An 18,009-nucleotide genomic window follows, 5' to 3' on the forward strand; every position below is an offset into this window, starting at 1 on the left:
CAAGTAGCGATCAGAATATCGCTTCTTGGCCTCCGGCCGTGCGGGGCAGCTTCAGACCGATAGTTGGCGCACGGTGTGCCAGCGACATGACCTGCCGTTGGTCAAAGTGCCCGCAATCGGTTGGCGCTGGGGTGATCTGACGCCGACGCGGCGACGCGTACACGCCGGACTCATGCACCTGCCTGGCGCGCTCGTTCCGAGACTGCGCCGAGGATGGTCGGACCTTCCACTGGCGATCCGGCGCGGCGCTTATGCGCTGGAGATTGCACTCCTGGAAGCGTGGGCTGAGCAGTGCGCGATGGGACACCCCGACGCCGGTGAGGCTGTACCGGGTTCTCGGCTTCGTGTATGGCAGGATCTCCTAACGCTGTGCAGCGTCAGTTGGGGGCCGCTGACCGAAGCCTCGTTGGCAGGTGCGGCATTGCCTGCCCGTTGGGTAGATCGTTCAGCCTTTTTGCGCGTGCCGCGGGTGGCGCCGCTGTCACCGAGCACGCCGGCGCAGCTCTGGCGGCATTGGGAAGATCCGGCCGAACGACGCACGCTGTTGCTCTGCGTAGGCGATGCGGTATTGGGGCTGTCCTCCGAACGCGCAACGCAGCAGCACGAGCGGCGCCGCCCCTGGGGCTGGCCGGCCGTATTGCCCCATCTGCCGGAGACGGCCATGCGCTGGGTGCTGGACCGCAGCGAAGCGTGGCCGCTTGTGTTCCGCTACGAGGCGCAGAACTGGCTTCGCATCCGGAAACGAACGCGCGTCCGTTAGTTGGATGAGGGAAGGCCGGAACCGTCGAGTCGTCGCCTTCCGCGCATGCTGTGAGCGCCGGGAGGCTCGAAACTCTCCCTGGCGCAAAACGGCCAGGCCGCATCGAGCCGCTCACCGGTGCGTTTACGCCACCCGTGTTGAAGTTGGAGCACGACAATCCCTAGCACGTTCACGCGTCGTGGCGAGATTTGTTGCAAGTGACCACCTGGCCGATGGCCTCCAGCAACGCGGTCAGCGCCGCTCGTTGTCCGCGCAAGAGCAAGGCGGTATCGCCAAGCTGTCGGCGCGGGTGTTCCAACCGCCGACGCCCGTCTTCGGGTGTGACGCGATGCCACCCCAATACCGCCTCATCGACAAACCAGTCCTCAATGTCCTCGGCCTGAGATAGCTCCATCCGGTCGCACTGCGCTAGTGCTTTGTCGGCAATCGGCAGAACGCGGAGCCAAGCCCCAACGCGTTCGCTGGGGTGCCTGTAGCGAGGAACTATGTCCGATTCTGTGAACTCGGCTGTGCCGCACCGCACCCGGATGTCAACCTGGACGGGTTCGACCACGAATACCGTGGCGCTACAGGATGGCGCCAGGGCTAGGATCTCGGACAACGGCGCCGCGCCCACGCCGACGACGACAATTCCCTCCTCAACGTGCGCAACGAAGTACGACGTCAGCATGGTGCCCTCCGCAAGGTCGGTCGTGCGCTCATCAGAGGTGGCGCCGCCAGAATCGGGTGTCGCTGAGAAAGTAGCCGCTACGCCGTGTCGGCGGACTTCAAGCTCGCCACGAATTGCCGTAGCGCCCCGCGGTAGCACATCGCGTCATGGGGCAAATCCAGGCCGTGGGCGCGGGCAAGCCGGGCTGCTTCACGCAGCTGGACATCGCTGGGTTCTTTCAGGTCGTCGTCCAACACGCGAATGACGGCTTCGCGCAGTGCGCGCGAGAAACCGGTCCATAGGCCACCGGCGTCCTGTTCGCGTTGCCGGGCGATCTGCCGCTCAAACGCGCTGAGCGTTGAGGGTGGCATGTCAACCGGCAGCTCGATGCGTACAGCCGTTCCGCTGAGCGAAAACGTCAGCGTTGAAGCAGGGTACCCGTCGGGTTTCAGCGACATGGAGCCCTCCAGTCACAGGATGAGATGCCTGGGCACACTATAACAAGGTTTTCGCGTATCGCCTTGTACTTCCTACCTTCGCCGTCGCGACTGAGCAGCGGCGATGCCCAAATCCATCCATCGAGCAGAGTATCGACGCATCATCGACACGCTTCGCGATCACCGCGAAGCGCAAGGCTTGACGCAAACCGGTCTAGCCACTTTGCTGGGTCGATCTCAGCAATGGGTGAGTTTGCTTGAGCGCGGCGATCGGCGCTTGGATGTCGTGGAGTATGTGGAACTCTGTGCGGCGCTCGACCTCGATCCTCACGTGCTGCTCGACATGCTGATTGCAAAGCTCAAGGCGCGCGGTGCATTGGCAACAGGCGCTGGCGGAATTCAGTCACAACGCCGCCGGACTTCGCGACGCTAAGGTCCGCGCCGCGACCGATACTGCAAACCGTTTCAATACGCCTGTGTCCGCTATCCACACCTGCGCTACGCGGGATGGGCCTGGGGCCGACTTGTTTGTGTTCGTCTGACGGTAAATACGAGCGCAGTGGGCACTTCTCGGTGCGTGTTCGAACGGGGTCTGCCCCGCGCAAAGATTTCCGATGGAACACCGGCATCCGAGTCGCCAGCGATCGGCGCTTGGGTGTGAAGACGGGGAAGGCTTCGACCTCGGCCGACGTGCTCCTCGGTAGCGGTAGGCTCACCGCTAAGCTGGGCCAGCGGGATCTGATCGACGAATTTAATTCCGCGTCCACCCAAGCCGCCCAACGTGCTGCGTTGGTGGTCGTGCTGTACTCCGCAAATGGTCGGACTGGTGGTGTGCGCCCGGTACATTGGCCGATCTCGCGTATTGAGACAGGGCTTTGCTGTCCTGTGAACGTCACGATGAGGTCGCCGTGACGGTGCCCAGTTTCCACGAGGAACGGCGCCATGTGTTGCGCGAGACATGGCCATGCCGAACTAGCGATCAGGCGTTCGACTTCGAAGACAACAATCCCAGGTTCAGATGGAGATCGAGCAGTATGAGAGTCTTTTCCGATCACAATTGGGTAGTCGGAATCAGTGTTGCGTTGAGCTGTGTCATCGCATGGGTCCAGGTACGACATGTCGGGTTGCGGATTGCGCAGGCACGCACAGTGCGGCTATGGCAGCTCGTCACTAAGAAGGACATCTCCCGAGCAAGCAATGCAGCACTTACGCTCGCGTGTTCATCCATCTACGGCACGTTGCACCCGGACGACATCCGATTCGCGCTCACGCGTGTGGAACCGTTGCGATGTCTTGCGGCACGAAAATGGGCGGGCAACATGGTTCAACTGAACGGGGATCATTCGGGCTACGAAGATACTCGCGCGGATGGCTGGACGAAAATTCATTTTGGCGATCTCCAACGTGGTTTCTGGAAGGGCGCGTTGGCTTCTGCCATTCTTCTGTCGCTAAATTCTGCACTTGTGTGGGACCAGGGAATCGCGGTAGGGATTCTGTCTGCTTTCAACGCTGTCGGCGTGACGGTTTTGCTATGTGCACTTTCAGTGCGCTTTGACTACGCCGCTCGATTGATCGATCTCAAACAATTTCCGAAATTGCTTGAGATAGTTACGGCCGGAGAGGGCGCGCTTACGCAGACGAAACCCCGCCAACCGAGCTTGCGTCCGAAAAAGCCGAAGAAGCCCGACAAGTCGGACGGAATGTCTGAGTGATCAGTCGCCTCGATCGTGGGAATGTCACTTTGACGGCGTTGTCCGCCGCGGCATGGGCGCGCTGGATCTGGAGCTGCGTACCCACGCGCAAAGGTGGAGGGCCGAGGCCTCGATTGACGGTGTTCGAAACCCATCGATTGATCGACTACCTCGAGGTCGACGCCGATTTCCACTGGTTGCGCGTGCTGCTCGCCGTGACCGACCGAACGGGGGCGTCGTTACGCACGCTGCTGCAGGTGCGGCAGCGGGAGATCGCGGACGCGGTGCTTACATTGCATCATCGCCGGGGCACCTACGCAACGCCCCTTGAGGAGGACGAGGTTCATTCCCTGCAGCGTCTGGGCGTGTTCATCAGGAGCAGACGCTTTCCCCTTCAGCGGCGATGGGGGCGCGACGGCGTTGTCGAGCCATCGGATCAACCGGGACCTGGGCCGTTGTGCCGAGGCGGTGCTCGGCCGCTCGGTGTCGATGCGCGAGGTCCAGGAAGCCGCCATCCGGTTTCTGCTGCAGCTGGGTGTCGCTATCAAATCCCTGGAGCAGTGCACGGGTCTTCGACCGCACACGTTGATACGCGTGGCGGGCCTGCTCGCACCGCTGGACGACAGGCCGTTGATTACCCAGTACGGCATTCCCATGCGCGCCGACCATCCGGTCTTCGCGGAACTGTGGCGCGTGATGCAACGCATCGATGCGTCCATGTCGGGTCTGCGCGATCGTGCGATTCTGAGCCTGTTGTATTTTGACTTTGCCACGCCCGAAATGGTCAGCATGATGGATCGCGACCATGTCCATGCCGACGGCACGTATTCCCTGACACGAGGGCCTGATCTAACGGTAACACTGGCCGAACACCACGTCGTGCAGGCTCTAGACGAGTCAAGGCAAGATCCGGATGCGGTCGAAGCCATTCGCTGCGCAGCCGCCGTGCTTCGATCTTGAACTCCTCCGCTTCAGAGTACGCCTCCGGCATGAGGCGTTTCCACCACGGCTTCGTCATGGCCGCAAGTAGCGCGTTACGCACGGACGTTTCCGAGGTATGCGCCGCTTCGTACAGCGTCGCTGGCGAGATCAGAACGGTGTGTCGCGACATGCGTGCCGCGTTGCCTAGCGCAGGAATCGCGCCGGCGTCTATGAAGTAGCGCCAGATGTTGCTGTCGAGAAGGATGCGGATCGACCGCTTGCGGAGGCCGTGCAAGATTTTCCCTCGTGTTGTTCGGGCCCCGGGACAGTGTACGGGTCGGCGGTGTCCGCGTTCCAGTCGCCAGTAGACGAGCTCGGCATACGCCGGGGAGAGGCAACTGGTCGGGTGGTTCTTCGCACCGTACCGCGGCGAGGCGCGCGGCGTTCATCGCACGACAAAGAACGGACGGCACTCGCTGTTCAGGAAATTTTATCCCGCAAGCTTATGAATCACCGAGTTTTTCCGGATTCTGTGGGGCATCTTTACACGTATCTCGGCTGAACCCCCTGTAGCTGCTACAGGGTCAAGCCCAGGCTCAGGCTGCCTGAGACGTCGGCGAAACGGGCGCCACCTCGGCCGGCCGCGCGCGCGGTCGTACCGGCGTGGCTTGCCGTCAAGTTTCTCGGCCTGTACGCACGGCGGTGCGCTGATGGCGACTACGCGCGCATGCCCCATGACGAGATTGCGCCCCCCGGCGTGCATTTCGAGAACGGAATCCATTCGCGCACGAGCGACAGCTTGTCGCCGACAGCAGGCACCGGCGCATGTCTAAAGCACTTCATCAGCCTGTCGCCGTCGATTGCCATGATCGAACCGTCACGAGAGCGAGCCAAGGATGTTGCATGGACAGACGAGGTCGCAACCAGCGTCCAGAACAGCAGACCAACGACGAATGAGAGCGTTGAACGTTCCATGAGAAATCCTCCTTTCTTGGGAACAAAGCACTCGCGCGCTCGGCGCGCGAGCTACGTCACGCCGGCGTCGCCGGCACATGGGAAGAAGCAGATCGATCGAGACCGACAGAAGCACGCAGCGAGCGCTCGCGCAGCAGCCGAAAGACGACGGGAATCACGAGCATCGACAGCAGCGGCGCAGTGATCATTCCGCCCACCATGGGGGCGGCGATGCGCTGCATGATTTCCGAGCCGGTGCCGGTGCCGATGAGGATCGGCAGCAGGCCGGCCAGGATGACGGCCACGGTCATCGCTTTCGGGCGCACGCGCTGCACCGCGCCTTCGCGGATCGCGGCGAGCAACGTGTCCGACGTGGCCGGTTCGCCAGCGGCGAGGCGTCGCTCCCAGGCGTGTTTCAGATACAGCAGCATGATCACGCCGAACTCGGCCGACACGCCCGCGAGCGCGATGAAGCCGACCGCAGTCGCGATCGAGAACGCATGCCCCAAGGTATACATCAGCCAGAACCCGCCGATCAGCGCGAACGGCACGCTGGCCAGGATCATTACCGCCTCGTCAACGCGCCCAAAGGTCATATACAGCAGCACGAAAATGATCAGCAACGTCGCCGGGATCACGACGCGCAGCTTGGCCATGGCATGCTCGAAATACTCGAATTGACCTGACCAGGTGATCGACGTGCCGGCTGGCAGTACGACGTCCCGAGCCACGCGCTCGCGCAGGTCGTGCACGACCGATGCGAGATCACGGCCGCGTGCATCCACGTAGATCCACCCGGACAAACGCGCGTTCTCGCTGCGAATCATCGGTGGGCCGTCGCTGATCGCGATTCGCGAGACGCTTCCGAGCGTGATCTGCGCGCCGCCCGCCGTCAGGAACGGCAAGTCGCGCAGCTTCTGCACGCTGTCGCGTAATTCGCGCGGATAGCGCACGCTGATCGGAAAGCGTCGCCGCCCTTCGACCGTTTCACCGATGGTTTCGCCACCGATTGCCGCGCTCACGACGCTCTGCACGTCGGCGATGTTGAGGCCGTAGCGCGAGGCCTCGGCGCGGTCGATATCGACGTCGACGTAACGACCACCGGTCAGGCGCTCGGCGAGCGCCGAGGTCACCCCCGGCACCGTCTTGATCGCCTGTTCGATCTCGGTGGCCACTTGGTCGATGACCGCCAGATCGCTGCCGTTGACTTTGATGCCGATCGGACTCTTGATGCCGGTCGCGAGCATGTCCAGACGATTGCGGATCGGCGGCACCCACAGGTTTGTCAGACCTGGCAGCCGTACCGCAGCGTCGAGTTCATTGATCAGTTTTTCCGGCGTCATGCCGGCGCGCCATTGATCGCGCGGCTTGAAGCGCACCGTCGTCTCGACCATCTCCATCGGCGCCGGATCGGTCGCCGTTTCAGCGCGGCCGATCTTGCCGAACACGCTGGCGACTTCTGGCACCGAGCGGATCATCTTGTCGGTCTGCTGCAATACTTGCGCTGCCTTGCCGGCGGACAGCCCAGGCAACGCGCTCGGCATGTAGAGCACGTCACCTTCGTCGAGCGGCGGCAGGAATTCGCCGCCGAGGCGGCTGATCGGCCATGCCGTCGCCGCGAGCAGGAGCGCTGCGGTTAACAAAGTCACTTTGGGAACTCGCAGCGCGACCTCTAGGATCGGCCGGTAGAGCGCGATCAAGGCGCGCGGCAACGGATTGGCCCGCTCCTCCGGGATGCGTCCGCGGATCCAGTAACCCATCAACACGGGAATCAACGTGATCGACAAGCCCGCGGCCGCAGCCATCGCGTAGGTCTTCGTAAACGCGAGCGGCGCGAACAGACGCCCCTCCTGCGCTTCGAGCGTAAACACCGGCACGAACGAGAGAGTGATGATGACGAGACTGAAGAACAGCGCCGGCCCCACCTCGGCTGCTGCGTCGCCGATCAGTCGCCAGCGCGCATCGGCGGACAGCGTGTCGTCCGGATGCGCGTGCTGCCAGGCTTCCAGGTGCTTGTGCGCGTTCTCTATCATCACGATGGCGGCATCGACCATCGCGCCGATCGCGATCGCAATACCACCGAGCGACAGGATGTTCGCGTTGAGCCCTTGCCAGTGCATCATGATGAACGCGGCGAGTACGCCGAGCGGTAGCGCGACGATCGCGACCAACGCCGAGCGCAGGTGGAACAGGAACACGGCGCACACCAGCGCGACGACGAGGAATTCCTCGATCAGCTTGCCGCTCAGGTTGTCGATCGCGCGCCCGATCAGTTGCGAACGATCATAGGTTTCGACGATCTCCACGCCGGCCGGCAGGCTCGCCCGCAAGCTCGCGAGTTTTGCTTTGACCGCGGCTATGGTCGCCTGCGCATTCTTGCCCGAACGCATCACGATCACGCCGCCGACGACTTCGCCATCGCCGTTGAGTTCGGCGATACCGCGGCGCATCTCGGGGCCTAGTTGCACGCGCGCGACATCGGTCAGTCGCACCGGTACGCCGCCTGCGCCGACGCTAAGCGGAATCATCCGGAAGTCGTCAAGCGTTTTCAGATAACCGCTCGCACGCACCATGTACTCGGCTTCGGCCAGTTCCAACGCCGAGCCACCGGCTTCGCCGTTGGCGCGCTGCACAGCCTCGGTCACCGCGGCCTGCGTGATGTCGTAGGCGCGCAAACGGTCCGGGTCTAGCACGATCTGGTACTGCCGCACCATACCGCCGACGGTCGCTACCTCGGCGACGTCTGGCACGCTTTTCAGCTCGTAGCGAAGGAACCAGTCCTGCAGGGCGCGCAACTCGGACAAGTCATGCTGACCGCTGCGATCGACCAGCGCGTATTCGTAGATCCAGCCGACACCCGTGGCGTCAGGGCCGAGCGCGGCGCTCGCGTCGCGCGGCAACCGCGACTGCACCTGGTTGAGGTACTCCAGCACGCGCGACCGCGCCCAGTACAGGTCTGTGCCGTCTTCGAACAGCACGTAGACGTACGAGTCGCCGAAGAATGAGAAGCCGCGCACCGTCTTGGCCCCCGGCACCGACAGCATCGTCGTCGTCAATGGATAGGTGATCTGGTCCTCGACCAGTTGTGGCGACTGCCCGGGCCAGGTCGTGCGGATGATCACCTGCACGTCCGACAGGTCCGGCAACGCATCGACCGGCGTTTGCCGCACGGCGTACACGCCCCAGGTAGCCAGGAACAATGCCGCGAGCAACACGAGGAATCGATTCGCGATCGATCCGCGGATGATGCGCGCGATCATGGCGTGGCTCCTGCCGGCAACGCGGCGATCGTTGCGATTTCGAACGCGTCGTCAGCGTTGCGCACAAAGGTGAAGCGCACGCGCTGACCGACCCGAAGACCATCGACGGGCACGGTTTCGGGACGCACGAAAGTCATGGTCATCTCGCCCATTTCCAACGCGGGGATGGCGTCGGTCGCGATGGACCAGGTGCTGCCGTCGATGCGTTTGACGGTACCATCGGCGGAGTACCGCGACGGCGTGCTTGGCGCCGGCGACGTGTCCGACGCATCGAGACGCGCCAGCGTACCGGCGAGGCTTGCTTCGGAATCGATCAGAAATTGGCCGGACAGCACGATGCGGTCGCCTTCGGCTACGCCGTCGAGCACCGCGGTACGGCCATCGCTTTCGTGACCGACGCGCACTTCCTGCGCACGGAAGCGGCCATCACCGGCATCGACGATGACAACCTGGCGTGCGCCGGTCGCAATTACGGCCTCAGTCGGTATTTGCACAATCTCTGCATCGGCGGCACGGCCGGTGACGGCGACGCGCGCAAACATGCCGGGTACCAGGCGGCGTGTCGGGTTCGGCACGACGATGCGGGCGCTCTGCGTACGCGTCGTGACATCAAGTCCGGGCAGCAAGGTGTCGACGGTGCCAGCGAGCGATTCGCCAGGGAAGCCCGGGAGTTCCAGCGTCACGGCATTGCCCGGTGCGACGCGGCCGGTCTGCGCTTCGGGAATTGCGACATTGACCCACACGGTGTCGAGATCATTGATGCGCAGCAACTGTGAGCCGGCCGTGACGCTTGCGCCGTCGCGCACCAGCAGCTCGCTGACGACGCCGGCACGCGGCGCGACGATCGTGAACCGGTCCTCGGCGCGCCCAAGGCGCTCGACGGCACGGATCTGGCCTTCGCTCATTCCGAGCAACAGCAACCGTTGACGCGCGGCCGCGCGCACGGCATCCAGCCCCTCGCTGCGGGCTGTGCGCAGCGACAGGTACTCGGCCTGCGCGGCCGTCCACTCCGGTGCAATCAGCGTGAGCAAGGGTTGGCCTGCGGTGACCGTCGTCAACGGTGTGCGCACGGCAAGGTGCTCCACGATGCCAGCGACGCGCGCCTGCACGACCACCACGCCGCGTTCGTCGAACGTCACCGTCCCCGTCGCACGGACCGAGGCCACCTGCGTGCCACGCGTCGCGAGTGCGGTGCGCACGCCGAGGTTCTGCACGAGGCGCGGTTCGATGCGCACAGTATCCGCGTCGGCAGGTCCGTCGCTGGCGTACTTCGGGACCAGCTCCATGTCCATGAACGGCGATTTGCCGGGCTGGTCGAAGTGCTGGGCCGGCACCATCGGGTCGTACCAGTACAGGATTTTTTTCTCGGTCGGTGCCGGCGACGCAGCCGGCATGTCGCGGTGTCCACGGCCAATGAGCCACCAGGTCGAGCTGACGCCGATGACGATACCCACGAGCAGTGCGAGAAGCAGAGTTAGACGGTTCATGGCGTTCGCTCCGTCGGAAACGCGAAATACAGCGTCGCCCAGGCTTGACCCAGAGTGTTCTGCAGGTCGGTGTAAGCCAGCCGTTGCTCGATGGCTTCGTCCAGTGCGCGCAGTGATGCGGTGAGGTCGCCGCGACCGCCGCGGTAGGCCGCGATTACCGCGTCTGCGCGGTCTTCGCTCAGCGGAAGCAGCTCACGCTCATAGCGCGCCAGGCGATCGGCCGCGCTGCGCCAGGTCGTAAGCGTCTTGCGCAACTCGGCACCGTGCATGCGCTGGGCCGCCTGGCGCTCCGCGTCAATGCGCGTAACCAGCGCTTGCTTCGACGCGATGAGCGGGTCTTGCCGATGCGCAGCGAACAGCGCCAGCGGCACCCGAAACTGCACCGACACCATGTTGGAGAATTGCGGTCCGCGCTGCGCGTACGCGAACTCGAGTGACCAGTCGGGCCGCTTCTCGGCCCGGGCAAGCGCCACGTCGGCGGTAGCGGCACGTTCGGCGGCGTCATAAGCCAGCAACTCGCGGTGGTGCGCGATGTTCCTCACCAGTGATTCGGGATCGCCGCCTAGATCGCGCCAGTCCGGCGGTTCGCCGAGCGGACGATCGCCCAGGTCCGGCAACCAGCGCGCCAGTTCCGTGCGTGCCGTGTCGCGGTCGGCCCGCGCGGCATCGAGGCGATCCTGCAACGTCGCGATCGCCGAACGTGCGGCGATGCCTTCCGCGGCCGTCGCGCGTCCGGCGGTCAGCGCGGCGGTGGCCGCGGCCAGCTGCGCGTTGGCCCGCGGCTGCAGCGCGGTCAGCAGTGTCAGGCGGTGCTCGGCGGATGCCGCAGCAATCCAGGATCGCGCCACGGCTTCGCGCACTACGAGCTGCTCGTTCGTCAACAGGGCCCGTTCACGGTCCACATCGGTCGCGGCGCGTTCGCTGCGCAAGCGGCGTTTCTCCCGCCGCGGGAGCTGCTGCGCGATGCCGACCGTGCGCATGGTCATAAAGTCGCGCGTGGTGCTGAAGGCGTCGTCGCCGGTCACCGGCAGGTTCTGCAGACCCACGATGAGCTCGGGGTCTGGTAACTGGCCGGCGGGACCCACCGCAGCTTCAGCGGCAGTCACGCCCGCCGCTCGCGCACGCAATTCTGGCGCGTGGCGTTCGGCCGACTCGACAGCATCCATCAACGACAAGGACATGAGGTTCGCCGACACGGCCGTGCCAGCAACGAGGGCGGTCAGTACGGCCAGAAGAAAACGAAGTGACGCGTGCGCCTGGCAGAAGCCGCGCGGGAGAAAACGATATAGGGACAGCATGAGAACTCCACGGGAATGACGAAACGGCCGCGCACAGCACGGCGCCACGATCAACCGCGAGGCTTGCTCAAATCTGGAAGGTGCAGTGCTGGATGCTCACCGGCGGCGGTTGCCCACGCGCTCGACGGGCGTACGCCTGCGTGGTGTCGTCCGGTAGCACCGGGCGCACGTATTCACGCGACCACGTGGTCGCTGGCAGTAGCGCCGGCGAGACGGTCGGCGCCGGCACATGGTCCGACGATGGCGTGGTCGGATAGCAGTGCTCGTGGCAGCGCGCCTGATCTGTCGTGTCGGGCATCTGGTACGGCGTCGTTTCGACGGTCGCCTGTGCGGCCGCGACGGCGATTTCCTGCGGACACCGGTACGCAGCCATCGCAAACTGCTGGAACAGCAGTCCGATCAGCGCGAAAAGCGCTATCAAGCGACGATGGCGGCGGTAGCGAAACGGCATTGGTAGACGACGGATGTCCAAAGGGAGCGGCAATGAGACCGACGATGACGGCAACAGCTTAGGCTCTGTTTTCGACGATCGCACCCCCACGAGACTCCGGTTCGTCCCGAAGGTTCCCAGGGGCCGGTGACGAGACGATGCTCGGTCTACCGACCGAGCCCCCGCATTGACCGCGCTCAGTTTTTTCTGAGTCGCGTGACGCCGGCGAGAGGCGTACACCGCCGTCGCTTGCCACCGAGCGACATCGCGCGCGCGGGCGAACGAACCACGGCGCCCCGAAATGTCGAAGACTTCCACCTTGACCGATTCTGCGACAGCGCCGTTCGGAACGACGCCGGCGTCGCGAACCTGAACTCCTTCCAGAGCGAGGACGGAGGAACGAATTCCCCGTTAACGGTCCGTCAAGCGCGACTCGAATTCGTCTACAAACTCACTCATCGTTAAATGCTCGGCTCACCGAGCACACCGGCCAGCAGGACAAGGATCTGCGCGAGCTGCGTTCGTGGCAGCGGCGTCTGGAAGGGGAGCTGCAAACCCTTCGCCCGATCGCCTGTCAGCACAACAGCCTGCAGGGACGTTACGCGTAGGAACAGCTCTGCGGTGAAGCGCTGCGCGCCGATCTGGCGGCGGCACGCGCCGGCATCGTGCGAGAACGCCAGTTACGGCAGACCGCAGAGACGGCGGCGGCGCTCGCCGCGGTGCGCGATCAGGCAACCGAAGAGATGCTATCGCGGCTGGGCGCTGTCTCGCCGAATGGGATCTCACCGCCGGCGCCGAAAAGCGAGTGAGCGCGCTATGTCCTAATTTGCACTCAATCCGGTCACGACCCCGATTTCACCTTCCGTGAAACGGCAGCCATGGAGCCCGTGACACACCTGCTTGAGGGATATGCATTCCACGTGACAAAGCGCCGATTTCCTCTCGGTGATTCGAGCCACGGGCTCGCTGTCGCCCAACCAAGACGGAGGGACGGCGCGAGGCCAGTCACGTTCGACTACAGGCACAATTCGTTCCTTCTTGAGACGCAACTGTGTCTCCCTGTTCGATTACTACCAGACCCTCCCTGAGGGTCCGGACTATCGGCGTCGATGCTGGTCCGTGTAGGCAGCGGAATCCGGAGGCGACGGTACTGCGATTCTTTACGTGTAGTCGGCGCTACACGAATGCCTGATTCCATTTTGGTCAACGCATTTTCTCTAGGAGATCCGCGGCTGGACAGATATTTAAGATCGATTTTTGACCTTAAGTTGCCTCACCCCCACGTTTCCCGCCGCCGTATTGATGTGGATCAGAGCAGGGGAGGGTGATGAAAGGCAGTCTTGTCACCTGCCGTTGTCGGATACCTACCGAATGTCCTTTTCATCTCTGTTGCGATTTCTGCCCCCGCCCCGGCGCTGGGCGCTCCCGATGCGACTCGTTCCCCGTCGGATGCTGGCGCAAGTTTTCGAGCGTGCCGCTGCTACCGTACTGGCTGACGCGCTGGAACGTGGTGAACTGCTCGCGCTGGAAGGGCGGGTGCTGGGCATCGACGTACTCGATCTCGGACTGCGCTTCGCCGTGCGCGTGAATGCCGGTCATGTCCGGATCGCCTCGTCGGACGAGGGAGATGCGGCAATTGAGGCGCGTGTGCAGGGCACGCTTACGGATCTGCTGCTGCTGGCCAGCCGACTCGAAGACGCGGACACGCTGTTTTTCCAGCGCCGGCTAGGGCTTACCGGCGACACCGAACTCGGCCTCAACGCACGCAATCTCCTCGACCAGCTCGACTGGGCGCAGGTGTCGCTGCCTTTGCGCATTGTTCTTAACCGCGCGGCGCGGTTTGCCGACTGGGCACGTGCGTCATCGCGCTCGAGCCGCGAGATCGACGGATAGCACCGGCGTCACACCCGGCGGCCCGGCGCGAGGCAGGGTCGGCGAGCAGACGACTTATCGCCAAGGCCGAGGTCCGGTCTTTCCGTCTCCGCGGCTCGGGGCTCGCAGCTCATCCAGGCCCGCGCGAGATCGGGTTCGCCGAGGCCGAGCGCGCCGAGCAGGTGTTCGCGCTCCCTGTCGACCGTGCGCAACGTATGCAGGATCGACTTCGGCGCATCCAGGTGGCACAGGCGTAGCAGCGCGGCATGTGCCGTGTCGAGTAATTCCAGGGCGTAATGCACGCGTTCCAGTTTGTCTTGACTCATGACTTGGTTCCGATGGAAGAGGAAGGGACCGGCCCGTTTGCCGGCTGCGGACTCAGGGCAATGACGAACGCGTGCTCCGATGCGGCAGCCGTGCTCATGGTGGCGGCTGCATGCCCGGCAGGCCGCTCCAGTAGCCGGCCGTGCAGCCCGGCTCGCGCGGTGGCACTGCCGCCCCTCCGCGCACAGCGTCGAAGCGGCGTACTGCCTGTGCAGTGCCGTGCTGCTGCGGGTACAGCCGCAGCAGCCCGATGCCGGCGGCGGCAAGCTCCGTCCATTCCGGCAGCAGGTCGCAGTTCTCGGCACCCTGCATCTGCACGCCGTTGATGGTCAGGAAGTGCCGGCCCTCGCGGGTGGATAGCGGCAGCCCGTCCGGGTATTCGATGCAGCGGAATCCGCATTGATCCTTGGCGAGATCCAGCGCGCGCGCCGTGAAGCAACGTGCCGAGTAAGACAGCGGCAGACGGCCCCAGGCGATCAGCTCGAGCTCTGGCAGATCGCAGCCGGCCGCGGCCGCGGCCTGGCGCAGCTCTGCCACCAGTTCGCATCCCATCTCGACGTTCAGCACCAGCCGGTAAAGCCCGTCGTCCTGCAGCAGGCGTAGGGTCTCGAGGTTGTAGACATTGAGGCTCGGACCGCCCACGAAGGGCACGCCGTGCCGGCGGCAGACCTGCACGGCCGAGATGTCGTTGGCCTCGATGCGAACGTTGCCCAGTCCGGCGAGCCGGCGCAGGGCGCCGAGCTCGGATTCGGCCTCTATCAGGGCCAGCGAGGAGAGCACAACCTCGCGTCCCGCCTTCGTCTGCTGCTCGGCCAGTCCGACCCAGTCGCGCAGATTCAGTTCGCGGCGCTTGCTGCAGACGGTCTCGCCGAGATAGACCACGTCCAACGGCCAGTCGAGGCTTTCGGCATAAAAGTCCAGCACCTGCCGGCGCGGCCAGAAGTACTGCAGGGGCCCGAGGGTCAGTCGCATCTCGTCAGTGCCACGAGCGATGGTAAGGACCCAGCGTGGTCTGATGGCCTTCGGCGTGGGCCGACAGCGCCGCATTCCACTCGGGCAGCTCGCGCCAGCGGTCGGCGTCCTGGCGCAGGCGATCGATAGCCTCGCGCCAGACTCGCGTCACGGTCCGGATGTAGGCACTACTGCGCTGACGGCCTTCGATCTTGAGGGCGGCAACGCCGGCCGAGCGCAGCCGCGGAAGCAGCGACAGCGTGTTCAAGCTGGTCGGCTCCTCCAGTGCGTGGAAGGTCTCGCCGCCGACCACGAAGCGGCCTTTGCAGACGGTGGGGTAGCCGGCCGCCTCGCCCGAGGCGTAGACGTCCAGCAGCACCGAGTTGAGGCGCACCGTGCGGCTACCGTCGGCGTGGTCCTCCCAGCGCACGAAACTGGCCGGTGAGCAGACGCCGTGGCGATTCGGCGATTGTCCGGTGACATAACTGGATAGCTGGCAGCGCCCTTCGACCATGATGCATAGACTGCCGAACGCGAAAACCTCCAGCGGCACCGGAGACTGTTCGCAGATGCGCTCGACCTGCTGCACTGACAGTACGCGCGGTAGCACCGCCCGGCTGATTCCGAAGTGTTCGTGGTACCAGCTCAGTGCTGCCTGCGTCGTGGCTGAGCCCTGCACCGATAAGTGACGGTCCAGTCGCGGATGCGTGCGCGCGGCGTAGGCGAGCAGCCCCGCATCGGCGGCGATGATTGCGTCCGCGCCGAATTCGGCGGCACGGTCGACGGCGCCCTGCCACTGCGCGATGCGCGACGGGCCGGGGTAAGTATTGAGCGCGACATAGACCTTGCGACCGCGGGCTTGTGCATAGGCGACACCAGCCCTCAGATCCGCGTCGCCGAAGTTCAGCCCGGCGAATGCACGCGCATTGGTCTGGTCACGGAAACCGAGATAGACCGCGTCTGCGCCGGCATCCACGGCAGCAATTAAGCCGGGCAGGTTGCCGGCAGGGCATACGAGCAGCATGGGGGGATCCGGCGACGGGGGAGGTCAGATGCTCGTTCTGAGTACCCCCATCGCGCCCTGATCCAGGTCAGCCGCAAGCCACAGAGATTTCGCGGCGCATCGGCGTGACGCCGGAAGCCGGCAAAGGACGGCCATCTGCGGCTTGCTTGACCTGGGTCAGATGAAAATGATTCGCATTAACTAACAATGAGGGCGTCACAACTACCGAACTTCCCACGATGCGTTCACTCGCCGTCCGTCTCCGCCGTCCGCCCCGCGTGCTGGCGCTCGCTGTCTCCATTGCCCTCGGCCTTGGTCCGTATTCCGTCTGTGCGGAAACGGCGCCTGCGATAGAGCCCTGCCTGATGGACGAGCTGTCCTGCCTGGACACTGTCGTGATCAGCGCCAAGGGATATGCCGCCGCCGACCTTGCCACGCCGGCGGCCGTGATCGTCAGCGGGCGCGACGAAATCGCTGGAAACGGCTATCGCACCCTGGGCGATCTGCTGCGCGGCCGCGCCGGTCTGGCCGTCGCTGCCGACGGGGCGCAGGGTCAGAACCCGGTACTGCGAGGACTGAAGAAAGAGAGCGTCGTGGTCCTCGCCGACGGCATGCGCCTGAATTCGGCTCAGCCGGCCGGCGCAATCGCTTCGTTCCTGAGCCTGGGGCTGGCCGAACGCGTCGAAGTCGTGAAAGGTCCGGCGTCGGTGTTGTACGGCAGCGGAGCGCTAGGCGGTGTTGTCAACGTGCTGACGCCGCAGGCGCGTTTCGACGAAACGCCGCGCTATGAGCTGGGGAGCCAGCTCGACGGCGCGAGCCGCGGCATCGGCATGTCTGCGCTGGCACGCTGGCATGACGCGGATTCCGCGCTCGTCCTCGGCGGCGCCAGCCTCGACCAGGACGACTATCTCGCCCCCTCGGGACGCGTGGCTGACACGGGCTATCGTAGTCGCGCGCTGATCGGCCAGTTCCGCCAGCGCCTCGGCGATGCGCTCGAAGCGCGACTTTCGCTGCAGGGGCAGCGCGATCTCGACGTCGCGTATCCGGGATCAACGAGGCCGCACCCGCTCGCGCAGGTTGGCAGCACCACGGTTTATTCGCCCGAGCAGGAGAGGCGTCTTGTCGAACTCGGCCTGGCCCACGCCGGGGCCGGACCAGCAGGCTGGAACTGGGATCTCCGCTTTTACCGGCAGCAAATGCAACGGGCGATTTTCGGCCGCATCAACGGACCGCTGGCGGCGACGGCGGCGCGCGATCTGAGCCAAACGCAGGTCGGTTTCCGTTCCGACGGTGCCGACTTGCGCCTCGATCGCTGGATCGATGCCGGACACCGCCGTCTGCTGGGAATTCAGTACTGGCGCATGCAGGCCAGTCCCGAGCGCCTGATCGCGGCGCCGCCCACGTTCGCGCTGCAGCCGAGCCCTCCCTTCGTCGACGGCCGTATCGAGTCGACGGGCGTGTTCGTGCAGGACGACATGGACTTCGGGCCGTTGCAACTGCTCGGCGGGCTGCGCTGGGATCGGGTCGAGGGGCGCGCTGCGACGGTCGCGGGTGGCGGGCGGGGCCAGCCGCTGGCACGCACTGACGGCGCATTTTCCGGCAACCTGGGACTGGTCTGGCCCCTGCATCGGGGCCTGCACCCGTATGCCAGCCTGGCGCGCGGCTTCCGGGCCGGGGAGATGCGTGAACGCTTCGAGGCCTCGCCGCGCAGCGACGGCTACTACTATCTCGGCAATCCGCAGATCCGGCCAGAGGTGTCCACCCAGTTCGAGCTCGGCGCAAAAGGCGAACAGGAAGGCCTGCAGTACCGGCTGGCGCTGTTCGAGAACCGCATCACCGACTACATCACCGGCCGCGACGTGTCGGGACCATCCGGCAGCAATGCCTGTCCCGCGGCCCAGGCCGGAGCCTGCAAGGAAACGGTCAATCTCGGTCGCGTGCGAATCAGCGGCATGGAACTGAGTTTGCGCCG

At 64.8% G+C, this 18,009-nt stretch carries 16 protein-coding genes; 6 read left to right on the top strand and 10 right to left on the bottom strand.

Annotation, left to right across the window (positions count from 1 at the left end; genetic code table 11):
• Positions 1–172: 172 nt before the first annotated feature.
• Positions 173–760: a hypothetical protein gene (locus RUU78_RS05735; protein ID WP_313914579.1), complete on the top strand. Its 588-nt coding sequence runs from the start codon at positions 173–175 to the stop codon at positions 758–760.
• 169 nt (positions 761–929) lie between these two features.
• Here RUU78_RS05735 and RUU78_RS05740 read toward each other — a convergent pair whose 3' ends face one another.
• Together RUU78_RS05740 and RUU78_RS05745 are read right to left on the bottom strand one after the other, a co-directional pair.
• A complete protein-coding gene (locus tag RUU78_RS05740; RefSeq protein ID WP_313914581.1) occupies positions 930–1,430 on the bottom strand; it encodes a hypothetical protein in 501 nt (166 codons plus the stop codon).
• Between the two features lie 77 nt (positions 1,431–1,507).
• A complete protein-coding gene (locus RUU78_RS05745) occupies positions 1,508–1,867 on the bottom strand; it encodes a hypothetical protein (protein ID WP_313914583.1) in 360 nt (119 codons plus the stop codon).
• Between the two features lie 103 nt (positions 1,868–1,970).
• On the opposite strand from RUU78_RS05745, the gene RUU78_RS05750 reads away from it, so the two are divergent.
• From RUU78_RS05750 to RUU78_RS05760, 3 genes are all read left to right on the top strand, one after another.
• A complete protein-coding gene (locus RUU78_RS05750; RefSeq protein ID WP_133821427.1) occupies positions 1,971–2,279 on the top strand; it encodes a helix-turn-helix transcriptional regulator in 309 nt (102 codons plus the stop codon).
• 601 nt (positions 2,280–2,880) lie between these two features.
• Positions 2,881–3,558, top strand: coding sequence for a hypothetical protein (locus RUU78_RS05755; protein WP_313914590.1), 678 nt, complete (start codon positions 2,881–2,883; stop codon positions 3,556–3,558).
• A 468-nt stretch (positions 3,559–4,026) separates the two neighbouring features.
• Positions 4,027–4,497: a hypothetical protein gene (locus RUU78_RS05760; protein ID WP_313914592.1), complete on the top strand. Its 471-nt coding sequence runs from the start codon at positions 4,027–4,029 to the stop codon at positions 4,495–4,497.
• 678 nt (positions 4,498–5,175) lie between these two features.
• Here RUU78_RS05760 and RUU78_RS05765 read toward each other — a convergent pair.
• The 5 genes from RUU78_RS05765 to RUU78_RS05785 form a co-directional block, all read right to left on the bottom strand.
• The gene (locus RUU78_RS05765) at positions 5,176–5,433 is read right to left on the bottom strand and encodes a hypothetical protein (RefSeq protein ID WP_313914594.1); all 258 of its coding nucleotides are present in this window, start codon (positions 5,431–5,433) and stop codon (positions 5,176–5,178) included.
• A 56-nt stretch (positions 5,434–5,489) separates the two neighbouring features.
• A complete protein-coding gene (locus tag RUU78_RS05770; protein WP_313914595.1) occupies positions 5,490–8,672 on the bottom strand; it encodes an efflux RND transporter permease subunit in 3,183 nt (1,060 codons plus the stop codon).
• Positions 8,669–10,159 carry an efflux RND transporter periplasmic adaptor subunit gene (locus RUU78_RS05775; protein WP_313914597.1) on the bottom strand — a complete coding sequence of 497 codons (1,491 nt, stop codon included), beginning with the start codon at positions 10,157–10,159 and terminating at the stop codon, positions 8,669–8,671. Before RUU78_RS05775 ends, RUU78_RS05770 begins: the two co-directional genes overlap by 4 nt.
• A complete protein-coding gene (locus RUU78_RS05780) occupies positions 10,156–11,457 on the bottom strand; it encodes a TolC family protein (protein ID WP_313914599.1) in 1,302 nt (433 codons plus the stop codon). Before RUU78_RS05780 ends, RUU78_RS05775 begins: the two co-directional genes overlap by 4 nt.
• A 67-nt stretch (positions 11,458–11,524) precedes the next feature.
• Entirely contained in the window at positions 11,525–11,878 is a 354-nt protein-coding gene (locus RUU78_RS05785; protein ID WP_313914601.1) for a hypothetical protein, read from the bottom strand.
• Positions 11,879–13,315: 1,437 nt separating this feature from the next.
• Between RUU78_RS05785 and RUU78_RS05790 the strand changes: the two genes are divergently transcribed.
• The gene (locus RUU78_RS05790; RefSeq protein ID WP_313914604.1) at positions 13,316–13,780 is read left to right on the top strand and encodes an SCP2 sterol-binding domain-containing protein; all 465 of its coding nucleotides are present in this window, start codon (positions 13,316–13,318) and stop codon (positions 13,778–13,780) included.
• An 8-nt stretch (positions 13,781–13,788) separates the two neighbouring features.
• Here the strand turns inward: RUU78_RS05790 and RUU78_RS05795 are convergent, their stop codons facing one another.
• From RUU78_RS05795 to RUU78_RS05805, 3 genes are all read right to left on the bottom strand, one after another.
• Entirely contained in the window at positions 13,789–14,085 is a 297-nt protein-coding gene (locus RUU78_RS05795; RefSeq protein WP_133821385.1) for a hypothetical protein, read from the bottom strand.
• Positions 14,086–14,179: 94 nt separating this feature from the next.
• Entirely contained in the window at positions 14,180–15,055 is an 876-nt protein-coding gene (locus tag RUU78_RS05800; RefSeq protein ID WP_133821384.1) for a U32 family peptidase, read from the bottom strand.
• 4 nt (positions 15,056–15,059) lie between these two features.
• The gene (locus RUU78_RS05805; protein WP_313914609.1) at positions 15,060–16,058 is read right to left on the bottom strand and encodes a peptidase U32 family protein; all 999 of its coding nucleotides are present in this window, start codon (positions 16,056–16,058) and stop codon (positions 15,060–15,062) included.
• A gap of 344 nt (positions 16,059–16,402) precedes the next feature.
• Between RUU78_RS05805 and RUU78_RS05810 the strand changes: the two genes are divergently transcribed.
• A partial coding sequence (locus RUU78_RS05810) for a TonB-dependent receptor (RefSeq protein WP_313914611.1) occupies positions 16,403–18,009 on the top strand: 1,607 nt, incomplete at its 3' end.

Source organism: Tahibacter sp. (genome assembly GCF_032229445.1).
Lineage (GTDB): Bacteria > Pseudomonadota > Gammaproteobacteria > Xanthomonadales > Rhodanobacteraceae > Tahibacter.

What these genes read in the sequence shown, in the direction of transcription:
- RUU78_RS05735 (WP_313914579.1), top strand. Translation starts at nt 173, where the DNA reads ATGCACCTGCCTGGCGCGCTCGTTCCGAGACTGCGCCGAGGATGGTCG.
- RUU78_RS05740 (WP_313914581.1), bottom strand. Translation starts at nt 1,430, where the DNA reads ATGCTGACGTCGTACTTCGTTGCGCACGTTGAGGAGGGAATTGTCGTC.
- RUU78_RS05745 (WP_313914583.1), bottom strand. Translation starts at nt 1,867, where the DNA reads ATGTCGCTGAAACCCGACGGGTACCCTGCTTCAACGCTGACGTTTTCG.
- RUU78_RS05750 (WP_133821427.1), top strand. Translation starts at nt 1,971, where the DNA reads ATGCCCAAATCCATCCATCGAGCAGAGTATCGACGCATCATCGACACG.
- RUU78_RS05755 (WP_313914590.1), top strand. Translation starts at nt 2,881, where the DNA reads ATGAGAGTCTTTTCCGATCACAATTGGGTAGTCGGAATCAGTGTTGCG.
- RUU78_RS05760 (WP_313914592.1), top strand. Translation starts at nt 4,027, where the DNA reads ATGCGCGAGGTCCAGGAAGCCGCCATCCGGTTTCTGCTGCAGCTGGGT.
- RUU78_RS05765 (WP_313914594.1), bottom strand. Translation starts at nt 5,433, where the DNA reads ATGGAACGTTCAACGCTCTCATTCGTCGTTGGTCTGCTGTTCTGGACG.
- RUU78_RS05770 (WP_313914595.1), bottom strand. Translation starts at nt 8,672, where the DNA reads ATGATCGCGCGCATCATCCGCGGATCGATCGCGAATCGATTCCTCGTG.
- RUU78_RS05775 (WP_313914597.1), bottom strand. Translation starts at nt 10,159, where the DNA reads ATGAACCGTCTAACTCTGCTTCTCGCACTGCTCGTGGGTATCGTCATC.
- RUU78_RS05780 (WP_313914599.1), bottom strand. Translation starts at nt 11,457, where the DNA reads ATGCTGTCCCTATATCGTTTTCTCCCGCGCGGCTTCTGCCAGGCGCAC.
- RUU78_RS05790 (WP_313914604.1), top strand. Translation starts at nt 13,316, where the DNA reads ATGCGACTCGTTCCCCGTCGGATGCTGGCGCAAGTTTTCGAGCGTGCC.
- RUU78_RS05795 (WP_133821385.1), bottom strand. Translation starts at nt 14,085, where the DNA reads ATGAGTCAAGACAAACTGGAACGCGTGCATTACGCCCTGGAATTACTC.
- RUU78_RS05800 (WP_133821384.1), bottom strand. Translation starts at nt 15,055, where the DNA reads ATGCGACTGACCCTCGGGCCCCTGCAGTACTTCTGGCCGCGCCGGCAG.
- RUU78_RS05805 (WP_313914609.1), bottom strand. Translation starts at nt 16,058, where the DNA reads ATGCTGCTCGTATGCCCTGCCGGCAACCTGCCCGGCTTAATTGCTGCC.